The sequence below is a fragment of the Bacillus sp. DX3.1 genome (genome assembly GCF_030292155.1).
Lineage (GTDB): Bacteria > Bacillota > Bacilli > Bacillales > Bacillaceae_G > Bacillus_A.
The window spans coordinates 115,224-136,731 of sequence record NZ_CP128153.1; the positions used below are offsets into that span (position 1 = coordinate 115,224).

The following is a 21,508-nucleotide window of genomic DNA, read 5'->3' on the forward strand; positions in this document are numbered from 1 at the left end:
TTTGTTTCTCTTGGAAAAGATAGTAAAATCAGCAGATTATGAAACAGAATGATGGTTTTCTTATAGAAGCCATTTTTCTTTTTTGAGCAGCTAGAAATACTCAACGTATCTATCTTTAAGAGAAAAAAGCTACGCTAAGTGCGTTAGCTGTATTTATTTGTGATTTTGCACATTTTTTGTGCATTTATAATACTCATGATTTGAGGGGTGAAGCAGTTGACAGGTCAACTAGTTCAATACGGACGCCACCGCCAACGAAGAAGTTATGCCCGTATTAGTGAAGTATTAGAGTTACCAAATCTTATCGAAATTCAAACCTCTTCTTATCAGTGGTTTCTTGATGAGGGTTTGCGAGAAATGTTCCAAGACATTTCTCCGATTGAAGACTTTACGGGAAATCTATCGCTTGAATTTATCGACTACAGTTTAGGTGAACCGAAATACTCTGTAGAAGAATGCAAAGAGCGTGATGTGACGTATGCAGCACCACTTCGTGTGAAAGTTCGTCTAATCAATAAAGAAACTGGTGAAGTAAAAGAACAAGATGTGTTCATGGGAGATTTCCCACTCATGACAGAGACTGGAACATTCGTAATTAACGGTGCAGAACGTGTTATCGTTTCCCAGTTAGTTCGCTCTCCAAGCGTATACTATAGTGGCAAAGTGGATAAAAACGGAAAACGTGGTTTTACTGCTACTGTAATTCCAAACCGCGGAGCTTGGTTAGAGTATGAAACAGATGCTAAGGATGTTGTATATGTGCGTATTGACCGTACGCGTAAACTTCCTGTAACTGTTTTGTTACGCGCATTAGGGTTTGGCTCTGATCAAGAAATCACCGAGCTTTTAGGTGATAACGAATACTTAAGCAATACGCTAGAAAAAGACAACACAGACAGCACAGAAAAAGCATTGCTCGAAATTTATGAGCGTCTACGTCCTGGTGAACCACCAACAGTAGAAAATGCGAAAAGCTTGCTTGTTTCTCGCTTCTTCGATCCGAAGCGTTACGATTTAGCGAATGTAGGTCGCTATAAAATTAACAAAAAACTGCACATTAAAAACAGATTGTTTAACCAACGCTTAGCTGAAACGTTAGTAGATCCAGAAACTGGAGAAATTTTAGCAGCAGAAGGAACAATCTTAGATCGTCGTACACTAGATCGCATTTTACCTTACTTAGAGAAAAACATTGGATTCAAAACAGCGAAACCAATGGGTGGAGTGGTAGAAGGCGATGTTGAGCTGCAATCTATTAAGATTTATGCTCCGGAGTCAGACGGTGAACGTTCTATCAATGTGATTGGGAATGCAAATATCACTCGTGATGTAAAACACATCACACCAGGCGATATCCTTGCTTCTATTAGCTACTTCTTTAACTTACTGTATAAAGTAGGGGATACAGATGATATTGACCATTTAGGTAACCGTCGTCTACGTTCTGTAGGAGAGTTATTACAAAACCAATTCCGTATCGGTCTTTCTCGTATGGAACGTGTTGTTCGTGAGAGAATGTCGATTCAAGATACAAATGCAATTACACCGCAAGCATTAATTAACATTCGCCCGGTTATTGCATCTATTAAAGAGTTCTTCGGAAGTTCTCAGTTATCTCAGTTCATGGACCAAACAAACCCATTAGCAGAGTTAACTCATAAACGAAGACTATCTGCATTAGGACCCGGTGGTTTAACGCGTGAGCGCGCAGGCTTTGAAGTACGTGACGTTCACTATTCTCACTATGGTCGTATGTGTCCGATTGAAACGCCAGAGGGACCGAACATTGGTTTGATTAACTCGTTATCTTCGTTCGCGAAAGTAAATGAGTTTGGTTTCATTGAAACGCCATACCGTCGTGTTGATCCAGAGACTGGTCGTGTAACAACACATGTAGACTATTTAACAGCAGATGAACAAGATAATTATGTTGTAGCACAGGCAAATGCACGTTTATCTGAAGAAGGGGACTTCCTTGATGAAGATGTTGTAGCACGTTTCCGCGATGAGAACGTTGTGGTAAAACGTGAGCGCATTGACTACATGGATATCTCTCCGAAACAGGTAGTTTCTGCAGCGACAGCTTGTATTCCGTTCTTAGAAAACGATGACTCCAACCGTGCACTTATGGGTGCGAACATGCAACGTCAGGCGGTTCCGTTAATGAATCCGGAATCTCCGATTGTAGGTACAGGTATGGAGTACGTATCAGCAAAAGATTCAGGTGCTGCAGTAATCTGTAAACATCCTGGTACTGTTGAACGCGTAGAAGCACGTGAAGTTTGGGTGCGTCGTTATATAGAAGTAGACGGTCAAAAAGTAAAAGGCGATTTAGATCGCTATAAAATGCTGAAATTCATTCGTTCTAACCAAGGAACTTGCTACAACCAACGTCCAATCGTAAGTGTTGGAGATCAAGTTGTAAAAGGTGAAATCCTTGCGGATGGTCCTTCTATGGAAAAAGGTGAACTAGCACTTGGACGTAACGTGCTTGTTGGCTTTATGACATGGGACGGTTATAACTACGAGGATGCGATCATTATGAGTGAGCGCCTTGTAAAAGATGATGTGTACACTTCTATTCATATTGAAGAATATGAGTCAGAAGCTCGTGATACGAAGCTTGGACCAGAAGAAATCACACGTGACATTCCGAACGTTGGGGAAGATGCACTTCGCAACCTTGACGAACGTGGTATTATCCGCGTCGGTGCAGAAGTAAAAGACGGAGATCTACTTGTTGGTAAAGTAACACCAAAAGGTGTAACAGAATTAACAGCAGAAGAACGTTTATTACATGCAATCTTCGGTGAAAAAGCACGTGAAGTACGTGATACATCACTACGTGTACCACACGGTGGTGGCGGTATTATCTTAGACGTGAAAGTATTCAACCGCGAAGATGGCGATGAATTGCCACCAGGTGTGAATCAACTTGTACGTGCATATATCGTTCAAAAACGTAAAATTTCTGAAGGTGACAAGATGGCTGGTCGTCATGGTAACAAAGGTGTTATCTCCCGTATTTTACCGGAAGAAGATATGCCTTACTTACCAGATGGTACACCAATCGATATCATGTTGAACCCATTAGGGGTACCATCTCGTATGAATATCGGTCAGGTGTTAGAGCTTCATCTTGGTATGGCAGCAAGATACCTTGGTATCCATGTTGCAACACCAGTATTCGATGGTGCTCGTGAGGAAGATGTATGGGGAACAATCGAAGAAGCTGGTATGGCAAATGATGCTAAGACAGTTCTATATGATGGACGTTCTGGTGAGCCGTTCGACAACCGCGTATCTGTTGGTGTCATGTATATGATCAAACTTGCGCACATGGTTGACGACAAACTTCATGCTCGTTCTACTGGACCATACTCACTTGTAACGCAGCAGCCTCTTGGAGGTAAAGCACAGTTCGGTGGACAACGTTTCGGTGAGATGGAGGTTTGGGCACTTGAAGCTTACGGTGCTGCTTATACTCTTCAAGAAATCTTAACAGTGAAGTCTGACGATGTTGTTGGCCGTGTGAAGACATACGAAGCGATTGTTAAAGGCGAAAATGTTCCAGAGCCAGGTGTTCCGGAATCATTTAAAGTGTTAATTAAAGAGCTACAAAGCTTAGGTATGGATGTTAAGATGATGTCTAGCGATGATACAGAAATTGAAATGCGTGATACTGAAGATGATGATCATCAATCCGCAGATAAATTAAATGTAGAAGTTGAGACAACGAAGGAATAATTGGGATAACCTGTAGACTAAAAGGGAGGTAGGCCCCTTGATAGATGTAAATAACTTTGAATATATGAAGATTGGACTTGCTTCACCCGACAAGATTCGCTCTTGGTCATACGGTGAAGTAAAGAAACCAGAAACAATTAACTATCGTACGTTAAAGCCTGAAAAAGATGGCTTATTCTGCGAGCGTATTTTCGGACCGCAAAAAGACTGGGAATGTCATTGCGGAAAGTATAAACGTGTACGTTATAAAGGTGTAGTTTGTGATCGATGTGGCGTTGAAGTAACGCGTGCAAAAGTTCGTCGTGAACGTATGGGTCACATTGAATTAGCTGCTCCTGTATCTCATATTTGGTATTTCAAAGGTATCCCAAGCCGCATGGGACTTGTCTTAGACATGTCCCCTCGCGCGCTTGAAGAAGTAATTTATTTCGCTTCTTATGTTGTAACAGAAAGTGGAGATACACCACTTGATAAGAAGCAATTACTTTCTGAAAAAGAATACCGTGCGTATCGTGACCGATACGGTAGCACATTCCAAGCTGCTATGGGTGCAGAAGCAATTAGAAAGTTATTACAAGATATCGATTTAGATAAAGAAGTAGACTTCTTAAAAGAAGAGTTAAAAACAGCGCAAGGACAACGTCGTACTCGTGCTATTAAACGTCTAGAAGTATTAGAAGCATTCCGTAACTCTGGAAATGCACCATCTTGGATGATCCTAGAAGTTCTTCCGGTTATCCCGCCAGAGCTTCGTCCAATGGTACAGCTAGATGGTGGACGTTTTGCAACTTCTGATTTAAATGACTTATATCGTCGTGTAATTAACCGTAACAATCGTTTAAAACGTTTATTGGACTTAGGTGCACCTAGCATCATCGTTCAAAACGAAAAACGTATGTTACAAGAAGCTGTAGATGCATTAATCGATAATGGTCGTCGTGGCCGTCCAGTTACTGGACCAGGTAACCGTCCGTTAAAATCACTTTCTCACATGTTGAAAGGTAAACAAGGACGTTTCCGTCAAAACTTACTAGGTAAACGTGTTGATTACTCTGGCCGTTCCGTTATCGTTGTAGGACCGAACTTAAAGATGTATCAATGTGGTTTACCAAAAGAAATGGCGCTTGAACTGTTCAAACCTTTCGTTATGAAAGATTTAGTGGAAAAAGGTTTAGCACACAATATCAAGAGTGCGAAACGTAAAATTGAGCGTGTACAACCTGAGGTTTGGGATGTTTTAGAATCTGTGATTAAAGAACACCCGGTGCTTCTAAACCGTGCTCCAACACTTCACCGTCTTGGTATCCAAGCGTTCGAACCTACATTAGTAGAAGGACGTGCAATCCGTCTTCACCCACTTGTATGTACTGCATACAACGCGGACTTTGACGGTGACCAAATGGCGGTTCACGTTCCGTTATCATCAGAGGCACAAGCAGAAGCTCGTCTTCTTATGTTAGCGGCACAAAACATCTTGAACCCGAAAGACGGAAAACCAGTTGTTACACCATCTCAGGATATGGTATTAGGTAACTATTACCTAACACTTGAGCGTGAAGGTGCAATTGGTGAAGGTATGGTGTTCAAAGATACAAATGAAGCATTGCTTGCGTATCAAAACGGATATGCACATTTGCACACTCGTGTCGCAGTTGCTGCAAGTTCAGTAAACAACGAAACATTTACTGAAGAGCAAAAGAGCAAACTTCTATTAACAACAGTTGGTAAATTAATATTTAACGAAATCTTACCGAAGTCGTTCCCTTATATTAATGAACCAACAAATTCAAACCTTGAAAAAGAAACACCAGCGAAATATTTCGTTGAAAAAGGTGCGAACATTAAAGAGATTATTGCTAGTCGCGAAGAAGTGGCACCATTTAGCAAGAAAATTCTTGGTAATATCATTGCGGAAGTATTTAAACGTTTCAAAATTACAGAAACGTCTCGCATGCTTGACCGTATGAAAAACTTAGGATTTAAATACTCTACTAAGGCTGGTATTACAGTTGGGGTAGCGGATATTCTTGTATTAGGTGAAAAAGATGAAATTCTACACGAAGCACAAGCAAAAGTAGATACAGTAATTAAGCAATTCCGTCGCGGTTTAATCACGGAAGAAGAACGTTACGATCGCGTAATCTCTATTTGGAGTAATGCGAAAGATGTTATCCAAGGAAAACTGATGAAATCCTTGAATAAACGCAACCCGATCTTCATGATGAGTGACTCTGGTGCCCGTGGTAACGCATCGAACTTTACTCAGCTTGCTGGTATGCGTGGTTTGATGGCTAACCCATCTGGTCGTATCATCGAACTTCCGATCAAATCAAGTTTCCGTGAAGGTTTAACAGTACTCGAGTACTTCATCTCTACGCATGGTGCGCGTAAAGGTCTTGCCGATACAGCACTTAAGACTGCCGATTCTGGTTACTTAACACGTCGTCTTGTAGACGTTGCACAAGATGTTATCGTTCGTGAAGACGATTGTGGAACAGATCGCGGCTTACTAATTGGTGCGATTAAAGAGGGTAATGAAATTATCGAGTCCTTATATGATCGTCTTGTAGGACGTTTTGCACGAAAAACTGTAAAACATCCTGAAACAGGTGAAGTATTAGTTCGTGAAAATGAATTAATTACAGAAAATATTGCTCATATCGTTGAAACTTCTGGTGTTGAAACAGTAAACATCCGTTCAGCGTTTACATGTAACACTCGCCACGGCGTATGTAAGAAGTGTTACGGTCGTAACTTAGCTACTGGAACAGACGTAGAAGTAGGAGAAGCGGTAGGTATTATCGCAGCTCAATCTATCGGTGAGCCAGGTACACAGTTAACGATGCGTACGTTCCATACAGGTGGGGTTGCTGGAGACGATATCACACAAGGTTTACCGCGTATCCAAGAGATCTTCGAAGCGCGTAATCCGAAAGGTCAGGCAGTTATCAGTGAAATCGACGGTGTTATCGCAGCGATCAACGATGTTAAAGATCGTCAAGAGGTAGTTGTACAGGGCGACGTTGAAGCTCGCACATATGCAATTCCTTACGGAGCTCGTCTGAAAGTAGCACCAGGACAGCCGATTGAACACGGAAAAGAGTTAACAGAAGGTTCTATTGATCCGAAAGAATTACTAAAAGTAACAGACATTACAGCAGTTCAAGAATACTTACTACGTGAAGTACAAAAAGTATACCGTATGCAAGGGGTAGAAATTGGTGACAAACACGTAGAAGTAATGGTTCGCCAAATGCTGCGTAAAGTCCGTGTAAGTGATGCAGGTGAAACGGATGTATTACCAGGAACATTACTAGATATCCATCAGTTTACTGATGCGAATGCGAAAGTGTTGCTAAAAGGTAAACAACCAGCAACAGCAAGACCAGTTCTTCTTGGTATTACGAAAGCTTCACTTGAAACAGATTCATTCTTATCTGCAGCATCGTTCCAAGAAACAACTCGTGTCTTAACAGATGCAGCAATTAAAGGTAAGCGCGATGAACTTCTAGGATTGAAAGAAAATGTTATTATCGGTAAACTTGTTCCGGCGGGAACTGGTATGAATCGTTATCGCAGAGTGGACCTTGTCAAAACAGCACAAGACGGCATGAATGTAGAAAACGATGAGGTTTACGTAGAACAGTAAAATTTTCCGGCGTAAATTTTGTATAAAAACAAATAATCCTAGTTGACATTGTACGAGTCAAAATGTTACTATAATCAAGGTTGCTCCTAAACGATGCTTTGGAGGATATGTATATGTCTTATCAAAGAGTATCAATTGCGGAAAATGTAGTCGTTGGTCATAAACGTACATTGGAAGCGATCAAAAATGGTACAGTTAAAGAAGTTGTTATTGCAGAAGATGCTGACATGCGGTTAACCCATGTTATAACTCGAACTGCCTTGCAACATAACGTGCCCATAACCAAAGTTGAATCTATACGTGAACTTGGAAAAGTTTCGGGGATTCAAGTAGGAGCTTCAGCAATAGGAATAATAAGTTAAAACTGTTTTTGTGAGGAGAGAGCATTTGCTCTTCCTTGCAAAAACTTTGTTTTCAACTAATAATGAACCACCTGGATATGTGGTCATACAAACATGCGAAGGGAGGATAAATCAAATGCCTACTATTAACCAATTAGTGAGAAATGGTCGTACTGATAAAGTATGGAAATCTAAATCACCTGCGTTAAACAAAGGTTTCAACTCTTTAAAGAAAAAATCAACTGATATCTCTGCACCTCAAAAACGTGGTGTATGTACTCGTGTTGGTACAATGACTCCAAAGAAACCGAACTCAGCGTTACGTAAATACGCTCGTGTACGTTTAACAAACGGTATCGAGGTTACTGCTTACATCCCAGGTATCGGTCATAACCTACAAGAGCATAGCGTAGTATTAATTCGCGGTGGTCGTGTAAAGGATTTACCAGGGGTACGTTACCACATCGTTCGTGGTGCGCTTGACACAGCTGGTGTTGACAAACGTATGCAAGGACGTTCTAAATATGGTACTAAGAGACCAAAACCTGCTAAGAAATAATAAACTTGAACTGAAAGGAGGAAATCAATATGCCTCGTAAAGGACCTGTTGCGAAACGTGACGTGTTACCAGATCCAATGTACAATTCTAAACTAGTAACACGCCTAATCAACAAAATGATGGTTGACGGTAAAAAAGGTAAATCTCAAACAATTCTTTATAACGCGTTCGATATCGTTCGTGAACGTGCTGGTAAAGAACCAATGGAAGTATTCGAGCAAGCTCTTAAGAACATTATGCCTGTTCTTGAAGTACGCGCTCGTCGTGTTGGTGGTGCTAACTACCAAGTTCCAGTTGAGGTTCGTCCAGAACGCCGTACAACTTTAGGTCTTCGCTGGTTAGTAAACTATTCTCGTCTTCGTGGTGAAAAAACTATGGAAGAGCGTTTAGCTTACGAAATCTTAGATGCAGCTAACAATGCTGGTGCATCTGTTAAGAAACGTGAAGACACTCATAAAATGGCAGAAGCTAACAAAGCATTTGCTCATTACCGTTGGTAGGATTCAACGTAAAATAATTGTAAGCATAAACCGCTTTATTTGTCGCTTATGAAAGTGTGGAGAGGGAGAATGCCTCTCCCTTTCAATGGGCGCTCGTTTTACATAATGAGGGCACTGGACATACTGACATGTGTAACAAAATAAAGTGGCTTTTTTGCTACTTAAAATAAAATAATCCAATCCATAACAGGAAGGAGAAAGACACCAAATGACTAGAGAGTTCTCCTTAGAAAACACTCGTAATATTGGTATCATGGCTCACATCGATGCTGGTAAAACAACAGCAACTGAGCGTATCCTGTACTATACAGGCCGCATCCACAAAATCGGTGAAACTCACGAAGGTGCATCTCAGATGGACTGGATGGAGCAAGAGCAAGAGCGTGGTATCACAATTACTTCTGCTGCAACTACAGCTCAATGGAAAGGTCACCGTGTAAACATTATTGACACTCCAGGACACGTAGACTTCACAGTAGAAGTAGAACGTTCTTTACGCGTACTTGATGGCGCGGTAGCAGTACTTGATGCACAATCTGGTGTTGAACCACAAACAGAAACTGTTTGGCGTCAGGCTACTACTTACGGCGTACCACGTATCGTATTCGTTAACAAAATGGATAAAATTGGTGCGGACTTCTTATACTCTGTAGGAACAATCCACGATCGTTTGCAAGCAAACGCACATCCAATTCAGTTACCAATTGGTGCTGAAGATGAGTTCAATGGTATCATTGATCTTGTAGAAGAGTGTGCTTACATGTACGCAAACGATTTAGGAACAGACATCGAGCGTGTTGAAATTCCTGAAGAGCATAAAGAATTAGCTGCTGAATACCGCGGAAAACTTATTGAAGCGGTAGCAGAACTTGATGAAGAAATGATGATGAAGTACCTAGAAGGCGAAGAGATCTCTATTGAAGAGCTTAAAGCTGGTATCCGTAAGGCTACAACTTCTGTTGAATTCTTCCCAGTAATCTGTGGTTCAGCATTCAAAAATAAAGGTGTTCAAATTCTGTTAGATGCAGTTATTGACTACCTACCATCTCCACTTGATGTACCTGCTATCAAAGGTATCGTTCCTGATACTGATGAAGAGTTAGTACGTCATTCTAGCGACGAAGAGCCATTCGCAGCTCTAGCGTTTAAAATTATGACTGACCCTTATGTTGGTAAGTTAACGTTCTTCCGTGTGTACTCTGGTGTGTTAAACTCTGGATCATACGTGAGAAACTCAACTAAAGGTAAGCGTGAGCGTGTAGGTCGTATCCTACAAATGCACGCAAACAGCCGTCAAGAGATTTCAACAGTTTATGCTGGTGATATCGCTGCTGCTGTCGGTTTAAAAGATACTACAACTGGTGACACTCTTTGTGATGAGAAGGGTCTTGTTATTCTTGAGTCTATGGAGTTCCCTGATCCAGTTATTTCTGTAGCTATCGAACCAAAATCTAAAGCTGACCAAGATAAAATGGGTACAGCATTATCTAAGCTTTCTGAAGAAGATCCAACTTTCCGTGCTCATACTGATCAAGAAACTGGCCAAACAATCATCGCTGGTATGGGTGAACTTCACCTTGATATCATCGTTGACCGTATGCGTCGTGAGTTCAAAGTAGAAGCAAACGTTGGTGCACCTCAGGTAGCATACCGTGAAACTTTCCGCGCTGCTGCGAAAGTTGAAGGTAAGTTTGCTCGTCAATCTGGTGGTCGTGGACAATTCGGTCACGTTTGGATTGAATTTGCACCTAACGAAGAAGGTAAAGGATTCGAATTTGAAAACAAGATTGTCGGCGGTGTAGTTCCACGTGAATATATCCCTGCTGTACAAGCTGGTCTTCAAGACTCACTTAAAAACGGTGTACTAGCTGGCTATCCACTAGTAGACGTTAAAGCTGCATTAGTTGACGGATCTTACCATGATGTTGACTCCTCTGAAATGGCGTTCAAAATTGCTGCGTCTATGGCACTTAAAGCTGCTGCTTCTAAGTGTAACCCAGCAATCCTTGAGCCAATGATGAAAGTTGAAGTAGTAATCCCTGATGAGTACCTAGGTGACATTATGGGTGACGTTACTTCTCGTCGTGGTCGTGTAGAAGGTATGGAAGCTCGTGGTAACGCGCAAGTTGTTCGTGCTATGGTTCCACTTTCTGAGATGTTCGGTTATGCAACGTCTCTACGTTCTAACACACAAGGTCGCGGAACATTCTCAATGGTATTTGACCATTACGAAGAAGTTCCACGTTCTATCGCAGAAGAAATTGTTAAAAAAAATAAAGGTGAATAATTGATTTTTATCGATTGTTCAAGTATAACTACTTATGTAAGCTTAGAAAGTTGGGGAGTTAATCCCCTTACTTTCTAGTCTAAATATAAAATAACCTATATAAACTAAGGAGGAATTTAGAATGGCTAAAGCTAAATTCGAACGTTCTAAACCCCATGTTAACATCGGTACAATCGGCCACGTTGACCATGGTAAAACTACATTAACTGCTGCAATCACTACAGTTCTTGCAAAAGCTGGTGGTGCTGAAGCACGCGGATACGACCAAATCGATGCTGCTCCAGAAGAAAGAGAGCGCGGTATCACAATCTCAACTGCACACGTTGAGTACGAAACTGAAACTCGTCACTATGCACACGTTGACTGCCCAGGACATGCTGACTATGTTAAAAACATGATCACTGGTGCTGCTCAAATGGACGGCGGTATCTTAGTAGTATCTGCTGCTGATGGCCCAATGCCTCAAACACGTGAGCACATCCTTCTTTCTCGTCAAGTAGGTGTTCCTTACATCGTTGTATTCTTAAACAAATGCGACATGGTAGACGACGAAGAATTATTAGAATTAGTAGAAATGGAAGTTCGCGATCTATTATCTGAATATGGCTTCCCAGGCGATGATATCCCTGTAGTTAAAGGTTCTGCTCTTAAAGCTCTTCAAGGAGAAGCTGAGTGGGAAGAAAAAATCATCGAATTAATGGCTGAAGTTGATTCTTATATCCCAACTCCAGAACGTGAAACTGACAAACCATTCTTAATGCCTATCGAGGATGTATTCTCTATCACAGGTCGTGGTACAGTTGCAACTGGTCGTGTAGAGCGTGGAATCGTTAAAGTTGGTGACGTAGTAGAAATCATCGGTCTTGCTGAAGAGAATGCTACTACAACTGTAACTGGTGTAGAAATGTTCCGTAAGCTTCTTGACCAAGCTCAAGCTGGAGACAACATTGGTGCTTTACTTCGTGGGGTTGCTCGTGAAGATATCCAACGTGGACAAGTTCTTGCTAAAAGTGGCTCTGTAAAAGCTCACGCTAAATTCAAAGCTGAAGTTTTCGTTTTATCTAAAGAAGAAGGTGGACGTCACACTCCATTCTTCGCTAACTACCGTCCGCAATTCTACTTCCGTACAACTGACGTAACTGGTATCATCCAATTACCAGAAGGTACTGAAATGGTAATGCCTGGTGACAACATCGAAATGACTATTGAACTTATCGCTCCAATCGCAATTGAAGATGGAACTAAGTTCTCTATCCGTGAAGGTGGACGTACTGTAGGTTACGGCGTAGTTGCTACAATCGTTGCTGAGTAATCTTTAAATAGATTTAAAAAACTCAAGGGATCTTCCCTTGAGTTTTTTTGTTTATGAGAATTAGTATTTTCTAGTTTTAAACGAGTTTCTTCTATAGTATATAAACAACATAACTTAACATCCAAAAACTGTAAATAGAATTACGGTAGAGGAAAACTTGAAATTCTTTAAAGTGCCATGTATAATAGCAAAAGTAGAAGAAAAGATGATGCAAACAAAATTAGTGTTGCATCTAGACGAATAACATTGTATAATAGACAATGTTGGTCTTTGACTGCGATGAAGTGGAAGGTTGCTGACACACCCGGCCGCTTTGCCATGGCATGGTGTGAAGGAAATTTCCATGGAGAAGGTCTATTTTAGAAATAGGCGAACGAAGGAGGGAAAATAATGGCAAAAGAAAAAATTCGTATCCGTTTAAAAGCTTACGATCACCGTATTCTTGATCAGTCAGCTGAGAAAATTGTAGAAACAGCAAAACGTTCTGGGGCAACAGTTTCTGGTCCGATCCCATTACCAACGGAAAAAACTGTTTACACAATTCTTCGTGCTGTTCATAAGTACAAAGATTCTCGTGAGCAATTCGAAATGCGCACGCACAAACGTTTAATCGACATCGTGAGCCCTACTCCACAAACAGTAGACTCATTAATGCGTTTAGACTTACCATCTGGTGTAGATATCGAAATCAAACTATAATTTATATAACTTAAAAATGTAGGAGGTGTAACTCATGACCAAAGGAATCTTAGGAAGAAAGATCGGTATGACTCAAGTATTTGCTGAAAATGGTGAGCTAATCCCTGTAACAGTAATCGAATCAACTCCAAACGTTGTTCTTCAAAAGAAGACAGCTGAAACTGATGGCTACAATGCAATTCAGTTAGGATTTGACGATAAACGTGAAAAATTAGCTAACAAACCTGAACAAGGCCATGCTGCAAAAGCAACTACTGCTCCTAAGCGCTTCATTCGCGAAATCCGCGATGCAGACGTGGACGGACTTGAGGTTGGTCAAGAGGTAAAAGTTGAAGTTTTCACTGCAGGTGAAATCGTAGACGTAACAGGAATTTCTAAAGGTAAAGGTTTCCAAGGTGCTATTAAACGCCACGGACAATCTCGCGGACCTATGTCTCATGGTTCTCGTTACCACCGTCGTCCTGGTTCAATGGGACCAGTTGCTCCGAACCGCGTGTTCAAAGGCAAAAAGCTTGCTGGACGTATGGGTGGAGACCAAGTTACGGTTCAAAATTTAGAAATCGTTCAAGTTGACGCTGAGCGCAACTTATTGTTAGTAAAAGGTAACGTTCCAGGTGCTAAGAAATCTCTTGTAGTTGTTCAAGGCGCTGTGAAGGCTAGCAAATAATTCACAATAGGAAGGAGGAATTCCAATGCCAAAAGTTACTGTATATAACCAAACTGGTTCTCAGGTTGGTGAAATCGAATTAGCTGAAGCTATTTTCGGTATCGAACCAAATGAAGCTGTACTTTTTGAAGCTGTAATGATGCAACGTGCATCTTTACGTCAAGGTACACATAAAGTAAAAACTCGCTCTGAAGTGCGTGGCGGTGGTCGTAAACCATGGCGTCAAAAAGGAACTGGACGTGCTCGTCAAGGTTCTATCCGCTCTCCTCAATGGCGTGGTGGTGGTACGGTATTCGGACCTACACCAAGAAGCTATGCTTACAAACTTCCTAAGAAAGTTCGTCGCTTAGCTATTAAATCTGCATTAGCTACTAAAGTAGTAGAGAATAACATTGTAGTTCTTGAAGACTTAGTGTTAAATGCACCAAAAACAAAAGACATGGTAGCAGTACTTAAAGGATTGACTGTTGAGAAGAAAGCTCTTATCGTAACTGCTGATGTAAACGAAGCTGTTGAGTTATCTGCTCGCAACATTCCGGGAGTAACAGTAATCACTGCTGATGGCGTAAACGTTTTAGACGTGCTTCATCATGATAAGCTAATCATGACAAAAGCGGCAGTGGAAAAAGTAGAGGAGGTGCTTGCATAATGAGAGATCCTCGTGATATCATTAAGCGCCCAGTTATCACTGAACGTTCTATGGAAATGATGGCTGAAAAAAAATACACGTTCGATGTGGACGTTAAATCTAATAAAACAGAAGTTAAAGATGCTGTAGAAGCGATCTTTGGTGTTCAAGTTGATAAAGTAAACATCATGAACTACAAGCCGAAAGCAAAACGCGTTGGTCGTCACGCTGGTTTTACTAACCGTCGTCGTAAAGCAATCGTTAAGCTAACTGCTGATAGCAAAGAAATCGAAATCTTCCAAGGCGTTTAATTCTTACTAAAGAAGGAGGGAAATTGAGATGGCAATTAAAAAGTATAAACCAACCACTAACGGTCGTCGTAATATGACTACTAATGATTTCGCTGAAATCACGACTGATAGACCGGAAAAATCTTTACTTGCACCTTTAAGTAAACAGGCTGGACGTAACAACCAAGGTAAAATCACTGTACGTCATCAAGGTGGCGGACACAAACGACAATACCGTATCATCGACTTTAAACGTAACAAAGATGGAATTCCAGGACGCGTTGCTACGATCGAATACGATCCAAACCGCTCTGCGAATATCGCATTAATTAACTACGTTGACGGTGAAAAACGTTACATCCTTGCTCCTAAAAGCTTAGAAGTAGGTATGGAAATTATGTCTGGCGCTGATGCTGACATTAAAATCGGTAACGCATTACCATTAATCAACATTCCAGTAGGTACTGTTGTTCATAACATCGAGCTTAAACCTGGCCGTGGCGGACAATTAGTTCGTTCTGCAGGTACTTCTGCTCAAGTACTTGGTAAAGAAGGTAAATACGTACTTGTACGTTTAACTTCTGGTGAAGTACGTTTAGTATTATCTGCTTGTCGCGCTACAGTAGGTCAAGTAGGTAACGAACAACACGAACTTATCAAAATCGGTAAAGCAGGTCGCTCTCGCTGGTTAGGTAAGCGCCCAACAGTTCGTGGTTCTGTAATGAACCCGGTTGATCACCCACACGGTGGTGGTGAAGGTCGCTCTCCAATCGGACGTAAGTCTCCAATGTCTCCATGGGGTAAACCAACTCTTGGATTCAAGACTCGTAAGAAAAATAAAGCGTCTGACAAATTCATCGTTCGTCGTCGTAAAAAATAATGGGGTTGTAGTACGGTTCATCTCTAGAACCGTACGCCAATCACGAAGGGAGGCACCAAAATGGGACGTAGCTTAAAAAAAGGACCATTTGTCGATGAGCATTTAATGAGTAAAATGGAAAAATTAGTTGCATCTGAGCAAAAACAAGTTGTTAAAACTTGGTCTCGCCGTTCAACAATCTTCCCACAGTTCATCGGTCATACAATTGCTGTATATGACGGTCGTAAACACGTACCTGTGTACATCACTGAGGACATGGTTGGCCATAAGTTAGGTGAATTCGCACCAACTCGTACGTACAAAGGTCACCTTGCTGACGATAAGAAAACTAGAAGATAATGAGAGGAGGCACTTCAATGCAAGCTAAAGCAGTAGCGAGAACAGTTCGTATTGCTCCTCGTAAAGTTCGTTTAGTAGTAGACTTAATCCGAGGTAAGCAAGTGGGTGAAGCGATTGCTATCCTTAACCACACACCAAAAACTGCTTCTCCAGTTGTAGAAAAAGTTTTAAAATCTGCAATCGCAAATGCAGAGCATAATTATGAAATGGACATTAACAACTTAGTTGTTGAAACAGTTTTCGTTGACGAAGGTCCTACGTTAAAACGTTTCCGTCCACGTGCAATGGGTCGTGCAAGCCAAATTAACAAACGCACAAGCCACATCACAGTTGTGGTATCAGAAAAAAAGGAGGGATAATCGATGGGTCAGAAGGTTAATCCAATTGGTCTTCGTGTCGGTATCATTCGTGATTGGGAATCTCGTTGGTTCGCTGAAAAAGATTACGCTACACTATTACATGAAGACATCAAAATCCGTGAGTACATTACTGTTCGCTTAAAAGATTCTGCTGTTGCTAAAGTAGAAATCGAACGTGCAGCAAATCGTGTAAATGTTACAATTCACACTGCAAAACCTGGTATGGTAATTGGTAAAGGTGGTACAGAAGTTGAAGCACTTCGTAAAGCTCTTAACCAATTAACAGGCAAGCGTGTACACATCAACATTTTAGAAGTTAAGAGAGCTGATCTTAACGCTAAATTAGTAGGCGAAAACATCGCTCGTCAATTAGAAAACCGTGTATCTTTCCGTCGCGCACAAAAACAAGTTATTCAACGTGCTATGCGTGCAGGCGCTAAAGGTATTAAAACACAAGTTTCTGGTCGTCTTGGCGGAGCTGATATCGCTCGTGCAGAATCTTACAGTGAAGGAACTGTTCCACTTCATACACTTCGCGCTGATATTGACTATGCAGCAGTTGAAGCTGATACAACATACGGTAAATTAGGCGTAAAAGTATGGATCTACCGTGGAGAAGTCCTTCCTACAAAAAAGAAAGCTTCTGAGGAAGGAGGAAAATAATATGTTAATGCCTAAACGCGTAAAATATCGTAGAGAGCATCGTGGTAAAATGCGTGGTCGTGCAAAAAACGGCACTGAAGTTCATTTTGGTGAATTTGGTCTACAAGCTCAAGAAGCTTCATGGATTACAAACCGTCAAATCGAGGCAGCTCGTCGTGCAATGACACGTCATATGAAACGTGGCGGTCAAGTATGGATTAAAATTTTCCCTTCTAAACCTTACACTGCTAAACCTCTAGAAGTTCGTATGGGTTCCGGTAAAGGTGCTCCAGAAGGCTGGGTTGCAGTAGTAAAACCTGGGAAAGTTATGTTTGAAATCGCGGGTGTATCTGAAGAGGTAGCACGCGAAGCATTACGTCTTGCGGCTCATAAATTACCAGTGAAATGTAAGTTCGTAAAACGTGAAGAAAATGGTGGTGAATCTAATGAAAACTAATGATATTCGTGAATTAACCACTGCCGAAATCGAAACAAAAGTTAAAGCTTTAAAGGAAGAGTTGTTTAACCTTCGCTTCCAACTTGCTACAGGACAATTAGAGAACCCAACTCGCATTCGTGAAGTGCGTAAAGCGATCGCTCGTATGAAAACTGTAGTTCGTGAAAGAGAGATCGGAATTAATCGATAAATTGAGGGGAGGTTTGCAAAGTGAGCGAACGTAACCAACGCAAAGTTTATACTGGTCGTGTTGTGTCTGACAAAATGGACAAAACGATTACAGTTTTAGTTGAAACTTACAAAACTCATTCCTTGTACGGAAAACGCGTTAAGTATTCTAAGAAGTACAAAGCGCATGATGAGCAAAACCAAGCAAAAGTTGGCGATATCGTTAAAATCATGGAAACTCGCCCGCTTTCTGCTACTAAGCGTTTCCGTTTAGTTGAAATCGTTGAAGAAGCGGTTATTATCTAAATAGACGAATCGGAATTTTTAGTCCGAAGGGAGGTTTCATAACATGATCCAACAAGAATCTCGTTTGAAAGTTGCTGACAACTCTGGTGCACGTGAACTTTTAACAATTAAAGTATTAGGCGGCTCTGGTCGTAAATATGCTAACATCGGTGATATTATCGTTGCTACGGTAAAACAAGCAACACCAGGTGGCGTTGTTAAAAAAGGTGACGTTGTTAAAGCGGTAGTAGTACGTACGAAGAGCGGTGCTCGTCGTCCAGACGGTTCTTACATTCGTTTTGATGAAAACGCAGCGGTTATCATTAAAGACGATAAGAGCCCACGTGGTACTCGTATCTTCGGACCAGTAGCTCGTGAATTACGTGATAGCAACTTCATGAAGATCGTTTCTTTAGCTCCAGAAGTTCTATAATTTAAGGTATTGCCTTGCTAAGGAGGTGCAGAATTAAGATGCATGTAAAAAAAGGTGATAAAGTTCAGGTAATCACTGGTAAAGACAAAGGAAAACAAGGCGTTATCCTTGTGGCTTTCCCAAAAGAAAACCGTGTTATCGTTGAGGGTGTTAACATCGTTAAAAAACACTCTAAGCCATCTCAATTGAATCCACAAGGTGGAATCATTACGAAAGAAGCACCTATCCACGTATCTAATGTTATGGTATTAGATCCGAAAACAGGTGAACCTACTCGCGTAGGCTTCAAAGTAGAAGATGGTAAAAAAGTTCGTATTGCAAAAAAATCTGGTGAATTATTAGATAAATAATTTTCTTATGAAAGGAGGTCACTTCATTGAATCGCCTTAAAGAGAAGTTCCAAAAGGAAATTACTCCTGCTCTAGTGAGCAAGTTTAACTATAAATCTGTAATGGAAGTACCGAAGATCGAAAAGATCGTAATCAACACGGGTGTTGGTGACGCGGTATCCAACTCTAAAGCTTTAGACAATGCAGTAGAAGAATTAACTCAAATCGCAGGTCAAAAACCTGTTGTAACTCGCGCGAAAAAATCTATCGCAGGTTTCCGTCTTCGTGAAGGTATGCCTATCGGTGCAAAAGTTACTTTACGCGGCGAGCAAATGTATGAGTTCTTCGACAAATTAGTAACAGTTTCTTTACCACGTGTACGTGATTTCCGTGGTGTATCTAAGAAATCTTTCGATGGTCGTGGTAACTACACATTAGGTGTTAAAGAGCAACTAATTTTCCCTGAGATTGATTATGATAAAGTAAGTAAAGTCCGCGGTATGGACATCGTAATCGTTACAACAGCGAAAACTGATGAAGAAGCTCGTGAACTTTTAACACAATTCGGTATGCCATTCCAAAAATAATGGAAGCCAACGCTAAGTAGAGGAGGCGAAAACGTGGCTAAAAAATCTATGATCGCGAAACAAAAGCGTACTCCTAAGTTTAAAGTACAAGAGTATACACGTTGCGAACGCTGCGGTCGTCCGCATTCTGTATACCGCAAATTTAAGCTTTGCCGTATTTGTTTCCGTGAACTTGCATATAAAGGTCAAATTCCTGGTGTTAAAAAAGCTAGTTGGTAAAACCCACAAATGGGAAGGAGGTAAAACACATGGTGATGACAGATCCAATTGCAGATATGCTTACTCGCATCCGTAATGCGAACATGGTACGTCATGAGAAATTAGAGGTTCCTGCTTCTAAAATCAAAAAAGAGATCGCTGAACTTTTAAAACGTGAAGGTTTCATTCGTGATGTAGAATACATCGAGGATAACAAACAAGGTATCCTTCGTATTTTCCTGAAATATGGTGCAAACAACGAACGTGTAATCACTGGATTAAAACGTATCAGTAAACCTGGCTTACGCGTTTACGCAAAAGCTGATGAAGTACCACGTGTACTTAACGGATTAGGTATCGCTCTTGTTTCTACATCTAAGGGAGTAATGACGGACAAAGACGCTCGTCAATTACAAACTGGTGGAGAAGTAGTAGCATACGTTTGGTAATATATATTTAAACGAACGGAGGTGTGACCACATGTCTCGTATTGGTAAAAAGATTCTTGAAATCCCTGCAGGTGTTACTATCACAGTAGCAGAAAATAATACTGTAACAGTAAAAGGCCCTAAAGGGGAATTAACTCGTACTTTCAATGCTGATATGTCTATCAAGATTGAAGAAAATACACTAACAGTTGAGCGTCCATCTGAACAGAAGGACCACCGTGCATTACACGGTACAACTCGTGCTTTACTAGGTAACATGGTTGAAGGTGTAACTACAGGTTTCACACGCGGACTTGAATTAGTCGGTGTTGGTTACCGTGCTCAAAAACAAGGCGACAAACTTGTATTAAGCGTAGGTTATTCTCATCCAGTAGAAATGACTCCAGAAGCAGGCCTTGAAGTTGAAGTACCTGCTCCAACAAAAATCGTAATCAAAGGTATCGACAAGCAACGTGTTGGCGAATTTGCTGCTAACGTTCGTGCTGTACGTGCTCCAGAGCCATATAAAGGCAAAGGTATTCGTTACGAAGGCGAAACTGTTCGTCGTAAAGAAGGTAAAACTGCTAAGTAAGCCCGTTAGGTGAAAGAAAGGAGTGACAAGAATGATCACTAAAGCTGATAAAAATGTAACTCGTAAGAAAAGACATGCACGTGTACGTGCTAAGCTTACTGGTACTGCAGAACGTCCACGTTTAAACGTTTTCCGTTCTAATCAACACATTTACGCTCAAGTTATTGATGATGTAAATGGTGTAACATTAGTAAGTGCATCTACTCTTGATAAAGACCTTGCTCTTAACGGTACAAGCAACACTGAAGCTGCTACGAAAGTTGGCGAATTAGTTGCTAAGCGTGCTGTAGAGAAAGGCGTTAAAGAAGTAGTATTCGATCGCGGCGGTTACTTATACCATGGCCGTGTTAAAGCTCTAGCTGAAGCTGCTCGTGAGGCTGGATTACAATTTTAATGGTCAAAGGAGGGAAAATTGATGCGTCGCATTGACCCAAGTAAATTAGAACTTGAAGAACGTGTAGTTACGATAAATCGTGTTGCGAAAGTTGTTAAGGGTGGTCGTCGTTTCCGCTTTGCTGCACTAGTTGTAGTTGGTGATAAAAACGGTCACGTTGGATTCGGTACTGGTAAAGCACAAGAGGTACCAGATGCAATTCGCAAGGCTATCGAAGATGCTAAGAAAAACTTAATCGAAGTACCACTAGTTGGTACAACAATTCCACACGTAATCAACGGTCATTTTGGAGCTGGTGAAGTATTCTTAAAACCTGCTGCAGAAGGTACTGGAGTTATCGCTGGTGGACCAGTTCGTGCGGTTCTTGAATTAGCTGGTGTACAAGATATTCTTTCGAAATCTCTTGGTTCTAACACACCAATTAACATGATTCGTGCAACTGTAAACGGATTAAGCGAGCTTAAGCGTGCTGAAGATGTTGCAAAATTACGCGGTAAATCTGTAGAAGAGCTACTAGGTTAAGAAGGAGGGAAAACAAATGGCGAAAAAGTTAGAAATTACCCTCACTCGTAGTGTAATTGGTCGTCCACAAGATCAACGTGCGACTGTAGAAGCGTTAGGACTTAAAAAGCTTAATTCAACTGTAGTTAAGGAAGAAACTCCTGCTATTCGCGGTATGATCAACAAAGTTTCTCACCTTGTAACTGTAAAAGAAGCTTAATGATAACTCATTAATAT

Annotated in this window: 27 protein-coding genes; all 27 read left to right on the forward strand. The window is 41.1% G+C overall.

Annotated features, from left to right (window positions below):
* The first annotated feature begins 216 nt into the window (after positions 1-216).
* The 27 genes from rpoB (at position 217) to rpmD (ending at position 21,491) form a co-directional block, all read left to right on the forward strand.
* Positions 217-3,747, forward strand: coding sequence for a DNA-directed RNA polymerase subunit beta (rpoB, locus tag QRE67_RS00630; protein WP_286123102.1), 3,531 nt, complete (start codon positions 217-219; stop codon positions 3,745-3,747).
* A gap of 37 nt (positions 3,748-3,784) precedes the next feature.
* Positions 3,785-7,396 carry a DNA-directed RNA polymerase subunit beta' gene (gene rpoC / locus QRE67_RS00635; RefSeq protein WP_286123103.1) on the forward strand — a complete coding sequence of 1,204 codons (3,612 nt, stop codon included), beginning with the start codon at positions 3,785-3,787 and terminating at the stop codon, positions 7,394-7,396.
* A gap of 113 nt (positions 7,397-7,509) precedes the next feature.
* Positions 7,510-7,758, forward strand: a complete 249-nt coding sequence (locus QRE67_RS00640; protein ID WP_286123104.1) for a ribosomal L7Ae/L30e/S12e/Gadd45 family protein — start codon at positions 7,510-7,512, stop codon at positions 7,756-7,758.
* A 115-nt stretch (positions 7,759-7,873) separates the two neighbouring features.
* Positions 7,874-8,296: a 30S ribosomal protein S12 gene (rpsL, locus tag QRE67_RS00645; protein WP_001142341.1), complete on the forward strand. Its 423-nt coding sequence runs from the start codon at positions 7,874-7,876 to the stop codon at positions 8,294-8,296.
* 29 nt (positions 8,297-8,325) lie between these two features.
* Positions 8,326-8,796 carry a 30S ribosomal protein S7 gene (rpsG, locus tag QRE67_RS00650; RefSeq protein ID WP_286123105.1) on the forward strand — a complete coding sequence of 157 codons (471 nt, stop codon included), beginning with the start codon at positions 8,326-8,328 and terminating at the stop codon, positions 8,794-8,796.
* Between the two features lie 208 nt (positions 8,797-9,004).
* Positions 9,005-11,083 carry an elongation factor G gene (gene fusA, locus QRE67_RS00655; RefSeq protein ID WP_286123106.1) on the forward strand — a complete coding sequence of 693 codons (2,079 nt, stop codon included), beginning with the start codon at positions 9,005-9,007 and terminating at the stop codon, positions 11,081-11,083.
* Between the two features lie 121 nt (positions 11,084-11,204).
* Positions 11,205-12,395 carry an elongation factor Tu gene (tuf, locus tag QRE67_RS00660; protein ID WP_286123107.1) on the forward strand — a complete coding sequence of 397 codons (1,191 nt, stop codon included), beginning with the start codon at positions 11,205-11,207 and terminating at the stop codon, positions 12,393-12,395.
* Between the two features lie 390 nt (positions 12,396-12,785).
* Positions 12,786-13,094: a 30S ribosomal protein S10 gene (gene rpsJ / locus QRE67_RS00665; protein ID WP_001040596.1), complete on the forward strand. Its 309-nt coding sequence runs from the start codon at positions 12,786-12,788 to the stop codon at positions 13,092-13,094.
* A gap of 34 nt (positions 13,095-13,128) precedes the next feature.
* The gene (gene rplC, locus QRE67_RS00670) at positions 13,129-13,761 is read left to right on the forward strand and encodes a 50S ribosomal protein L3 (RefSeq protein WP_286123108.1); all 633 of its coding nucleotides are present in this window, start codon (positions 13,129-13,131) and stop codon (positions 13,759-13,761) included.
* Between the two features lie 25 nt (positions 13,762-13,786).
* Positions 13,787-14,410, forward strand: coding sequence for a 50S ribosomal protein L4 (rplD, locus tag QRE67_RS00675; protein WP_286123109.1), 624 nt, complete (start codon positions 13,787-13,789; stop codon positions 14,408-14,410).
* Positions 14,410-14,700, forward strand: a complete 291-nt coding sequence (gene rplW, locus QRE67_RS00680; protein ID WP_286123110.1) for a 50S ribosomal protein L23 — start codon at positions 14,410-14,412, stop codon at positions 14,698-14,700. The genes rplD and rplW overlap by 1 nt, the downstream gene beginning before the upstream one ends.
* Before the next feature lie 28 nt (positions 14,701-14,728).
* Entirely contained in the window at positions 14,729-15,559 is an 831-nt protein-coding gene (rplB, locus tag QRE67_RS00685; RefSeq protein WP_286123111.1) for a 50S ribosomal protein L2, read from the forward strand.
* A gap of 60 nt (positions 15,560-15,619) precedes the next feature.
* Positions 15,620-15,898 carry a 30S ribosomal protein S19 gene (gene rpsS, locus QRE67_RS00690; protein WP_286123112.1) on the forward strand — a complete coding sequence of 93 codons (279 nt, stop codon included), beginning with the start codon at positions 15,620-15,622 and terminating at the stop codon, positions 15,896-15,898.
* Positions 15,899-15,915: 17 nt separating this feature from the next.
* Complete coding sequence (gene rplV, locus QRE67_RS00695; protein WP_003194358.1) at positions 15,916-16,257, forward strand: 50S ribosomal protein L22; 342 nt, start codon at positions 15,916-15,918, stop codon at positions 16,255-16,257.
* 3 nt (positions 16,258-16,260) lie between these two features.
* Positions 16,261-16,920, forward strand: coding sequence for a 30S ribosomal protein S3 (rpsC, locus tag QRE67_RS00700; RefSeq protein WP_002009771.1), 660 nt, complete (start codon positions 16,261-16,263; stop codon positions 16,918-16,920).
* Between the two features lies 1 nt (position 16,921).
* Positions 16,922-17,356, forward strand: a complete 435-nt coding sequence (rplP, locus tag QRE67_RS00705; RefSeq protein ID WP_286123113.1) for a 50S ribosomal protein L16 — start codon at positions 16,922-16,924, stop codon at positions 17,354-17,356.
* Positions 17,346-17,546 (forward strand): 50S ribosomal protein L29, encoded by a 201-nt coding sequence (rpmC, locus tag QRE67_RS00710; RefSeq protein ID WP_000855718.1) that lies wholly within the window; start codon positions 17,346-17,348, stop codon positions 17,544-17,546. Before rplP ends, rpmC begins: the two co-directional genes overlap by 11 nt.
* Before the next feature lie 20 nt (positions 17,547-17,566).
* On the forward strand, positions 17,567-17,830 hold the full coding sequence (gene rpsQ / locus QRE67_RS00715) for a 30S ribosomal protein S17 (RefSeq protein WP_011983253.1): 264 nt from the start codon (positions 17,567-17,569) through the stop codon (positions 17,828-17,830).
* Between the two features lie 43 nt (positions 17,831-17,873).
* Positions 17,874-18,242: a 50S ribosomal protein L14 gene (gene rplN / locus QRE67_RS00720; RefSeq protein ID WP_011983254.1), complete on the forward strand. Its 369-nt coding sequence runs from the start codon at positions 17,874-17,876 to the stop codon at positions 18,240-18,242.
* Positions 18,243-18,280: 38 nt separating this feature from the next.
* Complete coding sequence (rplX, locus tag QRE67_RS00725; protein WP_286123114.1) at positions 18,281-18,592, forward strand: 50S ribosomal protein L24; 312 nt, start codon at positions 18,281-18,283, stop codon at positions 18,590-18,592.
* A gap of 26 nt (positions 18,593-18,618) precedes the next feature.
* A complete protein-coding gene (gene rplE / locus QRE67_RS00730) occupies positions 18,619-19,158 on the forward strand; it encodes a 50S ribosomal protein L5 (RefSeq protein WP_286123115.1) in 540 nt (179 codons plus the stop codon).
* 33 nt (positions 19,159-19,191) lie between these two features.
* Entirely contained in the window at positions 19,192-19,377 is a 186-nt protein-coding gene (rpsN, locus tag QRE67_RS00735) for a 30S ribosomal protein S14 (protein WP_001085700.1), read from the forward strand.
* A 29-nt stretch (positions 19,378-19,406) separates the two neighbouring features.
* Positions 19,407-19,805: a 30S ribosomal protein S8 gene (gene rpsH, locus QRE67_RS00740; protein ID WP_000245511.1), complete on the forward strand. Its 399-nt coding sequence runs from the start codon at positions 19,407-19,409 to the stop codon at positions 19,803-19,805.
* A 31-nt stretch (positions 19,806-19,836) separates the two neighbouring features.
* Positions 19,837-20,376, forward strand: coding sequence for a 50S ribosomal protein L6 (gene rplF / locus QRE67_RS00745; RefSeq protein ID WP_286123116.1), 540 nt, complete (start codon positions 19,837-19,839; stop codon positions 20,374-20,376).
* A 31-nt stretch (positions 20,377-20,407) separates the two neighbouring features.
* Positions 20,408-20,770, forward strand: coding sequence for a 50S ribosomal protein L18 (gene rplR, locus QRE67_RS00750; protein WP_286123117.1), 363 nt, complete (start codon positions 20,408-20,410; stop codon positions 20,768-20,770).
* A 21-nt stretch (positions 20,771-20,791) separates the two neighbouring features.
* The gene (gene rpsE, locus QRE67_RS00755) at positions 20,792-21,292 is read left to right on the forward strand and encodes a 30S ribosomal protein S5 (RefSeq protein WP_286123118.1); all 501 of its coding nucleotides are present in this window, start codon (positions 20,792-20,794) and stop codon (positions 21,290-21,292) included.
* Between the two features lie 16 nt (positions 21,293-21,308).
* Complete coding sequence (rpmD, locus tag QRE67_RS00760) at positions 21,309-21,491, forward strand: 50S ribosomal protein L30 (protein WP_020062307.1); 183 nt, start codon at positions 21,309-21,311, stop codon at positions 21,489-21,491.
* The last annotated feature ends 17 nt before the right edge of the window (positions 21,492-21,508 follow it).